Raw genomic sequence first — 9,027 nt, 5'->3', positions numbered from 1 at the left:
CTGCGGCGAAGGACAGCCCCATTGCTACCTCGTAGGAGATGACCTGCGCGGTCGATCGAAGTGCGCCCAGTAGTGGATACGTCGATCCGGACGACCAGCCGGCAAGCACGATCCCGTACACACCGATTGAAGTCACGGCGAGGATGTAGAGAACTCCGACCGGCAGATCGGTCAGTTGCAGGGGTGAAAGGGTTCCGAAGATCGACACCTGCGGACCGAACGGGATGACGGCAAAGGCCATGAACGCGGGCACGACTGCGATGACGGGCGCGAGGAGATAAATCGGTTTGTCGGCGCCGGTCGGTGTGATGCCCTCCTTGAGGGCGAGCTTGATTCCGTCAGCGAGACTCTGGAGCATTCCACGGGGGCCGACGCGGTTCGGTCCGACACGCATCTGCATGCGTGCCATGACCTTTCGTTCCGCGTAAATTGCCACCAGCGGTGTGAGTACGAGGAACACGAAAATGGCGAGAGCCTTGCCGATCACCAACCACCACGGGTCGTGCCCGAACGCCGACAGGTCGACCGGAGCTGCCACGGTCCCGTACTCGTGGGTGGTCATTGCGCTCCCGCCTTCGCAATCTTCACCACGGAACCCGCGGTAACGCAGAGCGTTTCGTAGATCGTGCTACCCGGTGAATTGAGCGGGAGCCAGACTGTTCGAGGCGGGAGTTCGGTGATCTCCAACGGTAATGTGATGGAACCGGATTCAGTCGACACCGCAACGTGATCGCCGTTGTCGGCGCCGATCTCGGCAGCGGTCTCGGCAGACAAACGCACGAGTGGGAGCCGTGCCGTACCCGCCAGGTTGGGCTCGCCGTCTTGCATTCGGCCGTTGTCGAGCAACATTCGCCAACTCGACAACACTGCCTCGCCCAGTGCCGGTGTGGGCATGGTGCCTGACGGGACCTGAGGCGAGGTGGGGCGCGATCCGGACCAATCGCCGAGGCGGTGTATCTCCGAGCGTGCGGAATCTGCGTCGGGTAGGCCCAGATCGATGCCCATCTCGGCTGAGATCGCGTGGAGAACGCGCTGATCCGGCATCACTCCTGTCGGTCTCAACGCAGTGTCGAACACGCGCTCGCGGCCTTCCCAATCGAGGAAGGTTCCGGGCTTCTCGGCGACCGGTGCCACCGGGAAGACGACGTCGGCGAGTTCGGTGACTCCGCTGTGACGGATCTCCAAACTCACCACGAACCCTGCTGCTTCGATCGCGGCCCTTGCCTTCGCCGGGTTCGGGAGATCACTCAATTCGACGCCGCCGACAAGAAGGGCAGCAGTCGTCTGCCCCGGATCCAGCAGACTCGCGGCGTCGCGCCCGTCGGATGCCGGGATGGAGGCCCCCCACACTGATTCCACCTCCTGACGTGCTGCCGGGTCCGCAACGGGGCGTCCGCCGGGAAGCAATCCCGGTAGTGCGCCGGCCTCGACGGCGCCGCGATCACCAGCGCGGCGTGGGACCCAAGCCAAACAAGCTCCTGTCGCTTCGGCGAGACGTACCGCCGCGGCGAAGCCGCCCGCCACCTCACTGAGTCGTTCGCCCAACAGGATCACTGCACCGGGCTGCCGGAGGAGCTGGCCCTCCTCACTGCTGGGGTGAGACAACGAATCCATCAGAGCTGCTTCACTTCCGGGTACGGTCCGAAGCAAAGAGCCGCCCATCTTCTGCAGGCCGCGCGTAGCGAATGGCGCGCTGGAGAGCACCGTCGTCTTGCCGAAACGTGCGGCCTTGCGCAGCCGCAGGAAGATGATCGGTGACTCCTCCTCGGGCTCGAGAGCTACCAGCAATGCGGCCGGGGCCGACTCGAGGTCCTGGTACGTCACCGACTCTTCGAGTGTGCGGCCGGCGACGTGTGCTGAGAGGAAACCTGCCTCTTCGGCAGAATGAGCACGGATTCGGAAGTCGATGTTGTTGGTAGCGAGAGCAACTCGCGCGAACTTGCCGTAGGCGTAGGCGTCCTCCAAGGTAGAGCGTCCGCCGACGAGTACGCCTGCGTCACCGCGGGCCTGCGCGAAGGATCGCGCAACGAGGTCGAGTGCCATGGGCCACGACGCCGGAATCAATTCGCCGTCAGCGTTGCGGATCAGGGGGGTGGTGATCCGATCACCTTGGGTCGTGTACGTGAATGCGAAACGGCCCTTGTCGCAGTTCCATTCCTCGTTGACTTCGGGGTCGTCCCCGGCGAGACGGCGGAGAACCTTTCCGCGACGGTGGTCCGTGCGCTGAGCACATCCGTCGGCGCAGTGTTCACACACGCTGGGGCTGGACACCAGATCGAACGGTCGCGCCCGGAATCGGTATGCCGTACTGGTAAGCGCGCCGACCGGGCACACCTGGATGGTGTTGCCCGAGAAGTAGGACTCGAAGGGCTCGTTGGCGTAGATCCCGACCTGTTGAAGCGCGCCACGCTCGAGGAGATCGATGAACGGGTCGCCGGCGATCTGGCCCGAAAACCGCGTGCATCTGGCGCAGAGGACGCAACGCTCGCGGTCGAGGAGGATTTCGGACGAGAGTGGGATGGGCTTGGGATAGGTCCTCTTCTCCTCACCGAACCGGGATTCGGTGCGACCAGTCGACATCGCCTGGTTTTGAAGCGGACACTCGCCGCCCTTGTCGCACACGGGGCAGTCCAGCGGGTGGTTGATGAGCAGGAGTTCCATCACCCCGCGCTGCGCCTTCTCCGCCACCGGTGACGTGAGCTGTGTGGTGACGACCATTCCGTCCGCAACCGGTGTCGTGCAGGACGCCACCGGCTTGCGTTGACCTTCGACCTCCACGATGCACTGTCGGCACGCCCCGACCGGGTCCAGAAGAGGATGATCGCAGAACCGCGGAATCTGTGTGCCGATCATCTCTGCAGCGCGAATGATCAACGTGCCCTTGGGTACCTGGAGTTCCCGGCCGTCGATGGTGAGGGTGACCAGATCAGTGGGCGGTGCCGTGTCGGTCTTGGTGGCGTCGTTCTTGGTAGCGTCGGCTGCAGTCATGAGACGAACGCTCCTGTCGCGAGAACGGATCGGCGAGGATCGAACGGGCATCCGTTGCCGTCGAAATGCGCTACGTATTCCTCGCGGAAGTACTTCAGGGAGGACATGATCGGGCTGGTCGCTCCGTCGCCCAACGCGCAGAAGGATTTTCCGAGGATGGTGTCCGAGATGTCGAGAAGTTTGGTGAGATCAGCTTCAGTACCTGTTCCGCCTTCGAGCCGACGCAGGATCTGCACCAGCCAGTACGTGCCTTCGCGGCACGGCGTGCATTTACCGCAAGATTCGTGGGCATAGAACTCGGTCCACCGCAGCACCGCACGCACGATGCAGGTTGTGTCGTCGAATATCTGCAGTGCTTTGGTGCCGAGCATCGATCCCGCCGCGCCGACGCCCTCGTAGTCGAGTGGGACATCGAGATGTTCGTCGGTGAAGATCGGAGTCGAGGATCCGCCGGGAGTCCAGAACTTGAGGGTGTGCCCGGTGCGAACGCCGCCCGCGTAGTCGAGAAGTTCTCGCAACGTGATGCCGAGCGGCGCCTCGTACTGGCCGGGAGTGGTGACATGACCAGAGAGCGAGTACAACGTGAACCCCGGCGACTTCTCGCTTCCCATCGACCGGAACCACTCCGGGCCGCCCAGGACGATCGACGGCACACTCGCGATGGACTCGACGTTGTTGACGACGGTCGGGCAGGCGTAGAGGCCGGCGACGGCGGGGAATGGCGGCCGCAGTCGAGGCTGACCGCGTCGTCCCTCCAACGAATCGAGGAGGGCTGTCTCCTCACCACAGATGTACGCGCCTGCTCCGGCGTGCACGACGAGATCCAAGTCGAATCCCGAACCGAGGATGTTGCGGCCCAGGTATCCGGCCGCGTAGGCCTCGGCCACGGCGGTCTGCAGACGTCGCAGGACCGGGACCACCTCGCCCCGGACGTAGATGAACGCCTTGGCCGCTCGAATTGCATACGCCGCGATGATGACTCCCTCGACCAACGTGTGTGGGGTCGCCATCATCAACGGCATGTCCTTGCATGTGCCCGGTTCGGACTCGTCGGCATTGACGACGAGATAGTGAGGCTTGCCGTCTCCTGGCTTGTCTTCGGTGCTCTGTGGGATGAAACTCCACTTGAGGCCCGTCGGGAAACCGGCGCCACCGCGCCCACGAAGGCCCGCGTCCTTGACCGTTTCGATCACGGCGTCGGGGGACATGGCTAGCGCTTTGCGTAGGGCTTGGTAGCCGTCGTGACGAAGGTAGCTGTCGAGAGTCCACGAGTTCGGTTGATCCCAGTAGCGACTCAGGACGGGGGCGAGTGTCATGTCACTTCCCTTCGCCGGGAGCGTCGGCTGCTGAGGCCGAACCGGGTGGGTTGTCGTCGTGAGATCGGCTGATACGCAGTCCGGCAAGAGTTGCCCCGCCGATTGTTTGTGCTTCGGCTGCTTCGATTCGCGTATCGGGGAACCCGGCCAAGGTGCGTGCGGTCTGTCGGAACGAACACAGTGTGGCACCGCGACTGGGTGTCACGCGCTCTCCGGCGCGGAGCGCATCGACGAGTGAGCGCGCCGATTCCGGAGTCTGGTTGTCGAAGAACTCCCAGTTGATCATCATGACGGGGGCGTAGTCGCACGCCGCATTGCACTCGATGTGTTCGAGGGTGATCTTGCCGTCGGACGTCGAGATGGAGTGTCCGCCTTCGTCTCTGGAGCCTGCTGACCCGAGATGCTCTTCGAGTGCTGCGAGGATGTCGTCTCCGCCCATGATCGCGCACAGCGTGTTGGTGCAGACTCCGACCAGATACTCACCCGTCGGACCACGGCGATACATCGAGTAGAAGGTGGAAACGGCGGCAACCTCGGCGCCGGTCAAACCCAGCTTGGCACTGCAGAAATCGATCCCGGCCGGGGTGATGTACCCGTCCTCGGACTGCACGAGATGAAGGAGCGGCAGGAGGGCTGATCGACTGGTGGTCGCCGCGGCGTCAGGCTCACGGTAACGAGCGATGACGGTTTCGGCATCGGCGTCGAGTCGGGCGAGTACGTCAGGCGGATAACTCGATCGTGCGCCAGGGCGTACCAGTTGCGTGGGCTCGTCCGGGCGCGGCCCGAGTTCGATGAACACCCGTGACGAGCCGTTCGGGCCGGTCATCGGTCCACTCCGCCCATGACGGGATCGATACTGGCAACCGAGGCGATCACGTCGGACACCATGCCTCCCTCGCACATCGCCGCTACCGCTTGAAGGTTGGTGAATGACGGATCCCGGAAATGGACGCGGTACGGCCGGGTTCCCCCGTCGCTGACCATGTGCACACCCAACTCGCCACGCGGGGACTCGACGGCGGCGTACACCTGGCCGGGCGGTACGCGGATTCCTTCGGTGACCAGTTTGAAATGGTGAATCAGACCCTCCATGGACGACTCCATGATCTTGGCGATGTGCTTCTGCGAATTGCCGAGGCCATCCGGTCCGACAGCGAGATCGGCAGGCCAGGCGATCTTCTTGTCGTCCACCATGACCGGCCCCGGTTGCAGTTTGTCGAGGCACTGCTCGACGATCTTGAGGGACTCCTTCATCTCCTCGACACGGATGACGTACCTTCCGTAGCAATCGGATCCGTCGTGCGTCACGACGTCGAACTCGTAGTTCTCGTAGCCGCAGTAGGGCTGCGCTCGACGCTGATCGTGGGGGAGACCCGTGGCGCGTAGGACCGGCCCCGTCACGCCGAGCGCCATGCAGCCGGTGAGATCGAGATATCCGATTCCCTGGGTGCGGGCTTTCCAGATGGAGTTGTCGCTGAGCATCAGTTCGACGTCACGCAACCGTTTCGGTAGGATCTTCAACAGTTCTCGTACCTTCGCGACCGACCCGTCGGGTAGATCCTGAGCGAGACCACCAGGCCTGATGTAGGCGTGATTCATCCGCAGTCCGGTGATCGTCTCGAACACGTCCAGAATCAATTCGCGTTCGCGGAATCCGAACAGCATCGCCGTCACGGCGCCCAGTTCCATTCCACCGGTTGCCAGGGCGACAAGGTGCGACGAGATTCGATTGAGCTCCATCATCATCACGCGAATGACGGTGGCTCGCTCGGGAATGTCGTCGGTGATGTCGAGAAGTTTTTCGACTCCGAGGCAGTACGCGGTTTCGTTGAAGAACGGTGACAGGTAGTCCATTCGAGTAACGAAAGTGACGCCCTGCGTCCAGTTCCGGTATTCGAGATTCTTTTCGATTCCGGTGTGCAGGTAGCCGATTCCACACCGAGCTTCCACGACTGTCTCACCCTCGATTTCGAGAATGAGGCGCAAGACGCCGTGAGTGGACGGATGCTGCGGGCCCATGTTGACCACGATCCGTTCGGCCTCGCCGGTTCGCTGGCGAGCGGCCGCGGTGACGATGTCGTCCCAGTCCTGACCCGATGCTGTGACGACGGTTTCCGTCGTGGCACCGGAGTTGCTTCCTGTCGTCTCGTTCATCAGTTGTACGACCTACGCTCGTCGGGTGGAGGAGTCTGGGCGCCCTTGTACTCGACCGGGATACCGCCGAGCGGATAGTCCTTGCGCTGTGGGTGGCCCTTCCAGTCGTCGGGCATCTCGATACGGGTCAGGGCCGGGTGACCGTCGAAGACGATCCCGAAGAAGTCGTAGGTCTCACGCTCGTGCCAATCGTTGGTGGGGTAAATCCCGACGATGGACGGAATATGTGGATCGGAGTCCGGCACGGACACTTCCAGTCTGATCCGGCGGTTGTGCGTGATCGAAGCAAATGGATATACGGCGTGGAGTTCGCGACCGGTGTCCTGCGGATAGTGGACTCCATCGACACCCAGGCAAAGTTCGAAGCGCAGTTCCGATTCGTCGCGCAGTCTGCGCGCGACCTGCGGGAGGTGAGACCGTTCGACATGCAGCGTCATCTCGTCTCGAAAGATCACTACCCGCTCGATTGCATCGGTGAAAGTGCTGCCCGCGCTGCGCAATGCGGCATCCAAGGAGTCCGCAACTTCGTCGAAGTATCCACCGAACGGTCGAGAGGTCTTGTCCTCTACTGAGATCGGCGGGGCGAGCCGGCTGTAGCCCGAGGTGTCACCACTGCCGCGGACCCCGAACATCCCCCTCGATCCGTTGTTGCCCGCGGTCATCGCAGAAGCCCCTTCATGTCGATGGTGGGGGTGGATGCCAGTGCGGCGCGCTCGGCTGCCGCGCGTGCCTCTTCGCGGTTCACGCCGAGGGGCATCTCCTGGATCTTTCGGTGCAGTTCGATGATCGCGTTCAGGAGCATCTCCGGCCGCGGCGGACAGCCGGGCAAGTAGATGTCGACCGGCACGATGTGGTCGACGCCCTGTACCACTGCGTAGTTGTTGAACATACCGCCGGACGACGCACACACACCCATGGCCAGAACCCATTTCGGCTCGGCCATCTGGTCGTAGACCTGACGAAGTACCGGCCCCATCTTTTGACTGACCCGCCCGGCCACGATCAGAAGGTCTGCCTGTCGCGGCGACGCGCGGAATGCCTCCATGCCGAACCGCGCCAGGTCGAAGCGACCTGACGTGGTTGCCATCATCTCGATCGCGCAGCACGCGAGCCCGAAGGTGGCAGGCCACAGTGATCCTTTGCGGGCATACCCTGCCAGGCCCTCGACAGTGGTCAGTAGAAATCCGCTGGGGAGCTTTTCTTCGAGACCCATATCCGACTCTTTTCAGTCGTAACAGCTGCGGTGTGACCGGTTTTGTCTGACGTATGTGTGCTGTACCTGTGTCCGCTGGCCTAGTCCCAACCGAGACCGCCTCGTCGCCATTCGTATGCGTATGCCACCGAGACGTTGACTATGAAAAGGCCCATCGCCGCGAGGCCGAACAAGCCGAGCGAATCGAAATGCACCGCCCACGGGTAGAGGAAAACGATCTCGATGTCGAAGATGATGAACAGCATTGCCGTCAGATAGAACTTGACGGGAAACCGCCCGCCACCGGCGGTACGGGGTGCCGGTTCGATTCCGCATTCGTAGGCTTCGAGTTTCGCCCTGTTGTACCGCTTCGGGCCGACCACGGACGCGAGAACAACCGACACCACAGCGAAGGCCATCGCGATGACCCCGAGGACGAGAATGGGGATGTAAGCGTTCATGTCACCCGAACTCCTCTCCGCTGTGCGGATGTCCGCCCAGCCCGAAGGTGCCGTTCGATTTCGATACTGCCAGCAATTCGATACTTATGTGACCTGCGACACCCACACTAGGGGAGGCCTCCGACATTGGGTTCGTTTTCGGGGTGCCGAGTTTCGCTCTCGAAAGTCCGAAGTAGTCGGCGCCGCAACGAATCACCGCTGCAACGGGTGCTCACCGGCTCAGTTGTCGACGCAGAAGCGCGATGACGGTGGAAGCAAGTTCGATCGGATCTATCGGCTGCGGCACTGAGGCTTCCGCTCTCGACCACGACGCCAGCCACGCATCGTCGGGTCGACCGGTCAGTACGAGGATCGGTGGACAGTCGGCGATCTCGTCCTTGAGTTGTTTCGCGACGCCCATGCCGCCCGCCGGACTCGCCTCGCCGTCGAGAATGGCGAGGTCGATTCCGCCGGCATCGAGCTTGGCTACGACGATCGGTGCCGTCGCGACCTCGATGTAGTCGATGGTGGGCATCGACGGATGTGGGCGCTCTCCGAGAGCGAGCCGAACTTGCTCGCGCGTGTGTGCGTCGTCGCTGTAGACGAGGATGCGCACGGGTGCCATGGAGTTGGGCTCTGCGGTCTCGGCGGACACGCGGCCGACGTTACTCCGGGCGGTCCCCGGCTACCGGCGAATCTTCAACATCGGCAGGGACTTCCGCGAAAACACAGCTCGGCTTCACGGCAAACGGCCCCTACCCGGCGATGAACGCCGGAAGTAAGGGCCGCCTGAATTGCGTGTGCGCTCAGAAGTTTTCGACGAACTTCGTCAGGCCCTTGCTCGCTGTTTCCAGCGCCGTCTACTGTGCCATCTTCACCAGGAAGCCCGGCAGCGGGATCTAGGGATCGATGGTCAGTTCGAAGGTGAGTTTGGTTC

9 protein-coding genes are annotated in these 9,027 nt (G+C 62.7%); all 9 read right to left on the bottom strand.

The genetic code is table 11. From position 1 onward, the window contains the following. Positions 1 to 562 (bottom strand): NADH-quinone oxidoreductase subunit H (locus RWT78_RS25235; protein ID WP_314681711.1); only part of this gene is annotated, 562 nt, incomplete at its 3' end. After that, the gene (locus tag RWT78_RS25230; RefSeq protein ID WP_314681709.1) at positions 559 to 2,988 is read right to left on the bottom strand and encodes an NADH-quinone oxidoreductase subunit G; all 2,430 of its coding nucleotides are present in this window, start codon (positions 2,986 to 2,988) and stop codon (positions 559 to 561) included. The genes RWT78_RS25230 and RWT78_RS25235, both read right to left, overlap by 4 nt. Next, complete coding sequence (gene nuoF / locus RWT78_RS25225; protein ID WP_007735149.1) at positions 2,985 to 4,304, bottom strand: NADH-quinone oxidoreductase subunit NuoF; 1,320 nt, start codon at positions 4,302 to 4,304, stop codon at positions 2,985 to 2,987. The genes RWT78_RS25230 and nuoF overlap by 4 nt, the downstream gene beginning before the upstream one ends. A gap of 1 nt (position 4,305) precedes the next feature. After that, positions 4,306 to 5,130 (bottom strand): NADH-quinone oxidoreductase subunit NuoE, encoded by an 825-nt coding sequence (gene nuoE, locus RWT78_RS25220; RefSeq protein ID WP_003942123.1) that lies wholly within the window; start codon positions 5,128 to 5,130, stop codon positions 4,306 to 4,308. Further along, positions 5,127 to 6,458, bottom strand: a complete 1,332-nt coding sequence (gene nuoD / locus RWT78_RS25215) for an NADH dehydrogenase (quinone) subunit D (RefSeq protein ID WP_314681706.1) — start codon at positions 6,456 to 6,458, stop codon at positions 5,127 to 5,129. Before nuoD ends, nuoE begins: the two co-directional genes overlap by 4 nt. Then, positions 6,458 to 7,120, bottom strand: coding sequence for an NADH-quinone oxidoreductase subunit C (locus RWT78_RS25210; protein WP_314681704.1), 663 nt, complete (start codon positions 7,118 to 7,120; stop codon positions 6,458 to 6,460). Before RWT78_RS25210 ends, nuoD begins: the two co-directional genes overlap by 1 nt. Further along, positions 7,117 to 7,671 (bottom strand): NADH-quinone oxidoreductase subunit B family protein, encoded by a 555-nt coding sequence (locus RWT78_RS25205; RefSeq protein ID WP_003942234.1) that lies wholly within the window; start codon positions 7,669 to 7,671, stop codon positions 7,117 to 7,119. The genes RWT78_RS25210 and RWT78_RS25205 overlap by 4 nt, the downstream gene beginning before the upstream one ends. A gap of 80 nt (positions 7,672 to 7,751) precedes the next feature. Further along, complete coding sequence (locus tag RWT78_RS25200) at positions 7,752 to 8,111, bottom strand: NADH-quinone oxidoreductase subunit A (protein WP_003942165.1); 360 nt, start codon at positions 8,109 to 8,111, stop codon at positions 7,752 to 7,754. 211 nt (positions 8,112 to 8,322) lie between these two features. After that, on the bottom strand, positions 8,323 to 8,715 hold the full coding sequence (locus tag RWT78_RS25195) for a response regulator transcription factor (protein ID WP_042450864.1): 393 nt from the start codon (positions 8,713 to 8,715) through the stop codon (positions 8,323 to 8,325). Positions 8,716 to 9,027: the final 312 nt, after the last annotated feature.

Origin of the sequence: uncultured Rhodococcus sp., assembly GCF_963525155.1 — a bacterium.
Taxonomy (GTDB): Bacteria; Actinomycetota; Actinomycetes; order Mycobacteriales; family Mycobacteriaceae; genus Rhodococcus_F; species Rhodococcus_F qingshengii.
This window is presented reverse-complemented; position numbering and strand designations above follow the sequence as displayed.

Bases quoted from the DNA above. Each gene is read 5' to 3' on its own strand.
- RWT78_RS25205 (WP_003942234.1), bottom strand. From the start codon at position 7,671: ATGGGTCTCGAAGAAAAGCTCCCCAGCGGATTTCTACTGACCACTGTC.
- RWT78_RS25200 (WP_003942165.1), bottom strand. From the start codon at position 8,111: ATGAACGCTTACATCCCCATTCTCGTCCTCGGGGTCATCGCGATGGCC.
- nuoD (WP_314681706.1), bottom strand. From the start codon at position 6,458: ATGAACGAGACGACAGGAAGCAACTCCGGTGCCACGACGGAAACCGTC.
- RWT78_RS25210 (WP_314681704.1), bottom strand. From the start codon at position 7,120: ATGACCGCGGGCAACAACGGATCGAGGGGGATGTTCGGGGTCCGCGGC.
- nuoE (WP_003942123.1), bottom strand. From the start codon at position 5,130: ATGACCGGCCCGAACGGCTCGTCACGGGTGTTCATCGAACTCGGGCCG.
- RWT78_RS25195 (WP_042450864.1), bottom strand. From the start codon at position 8,715: ATGGCACCCGTGCGCATCCTCGTCTACAGCGACGACGCACACACGCGC.
- nuoF (WP_007735149.1), bottom strand. From the start codon at position 4,304: ATGACACTCGCCCCCGTCCTGAGTCGCTACTGGGATCAACCGAACTCG.
- RWT78_RS25230 (WP_314681709.1), bottom strand. From the start codon at position 2,988: ATGACTGCAGCCGACGCTACCAAGAACGACGCCACCAAGACCGACACG.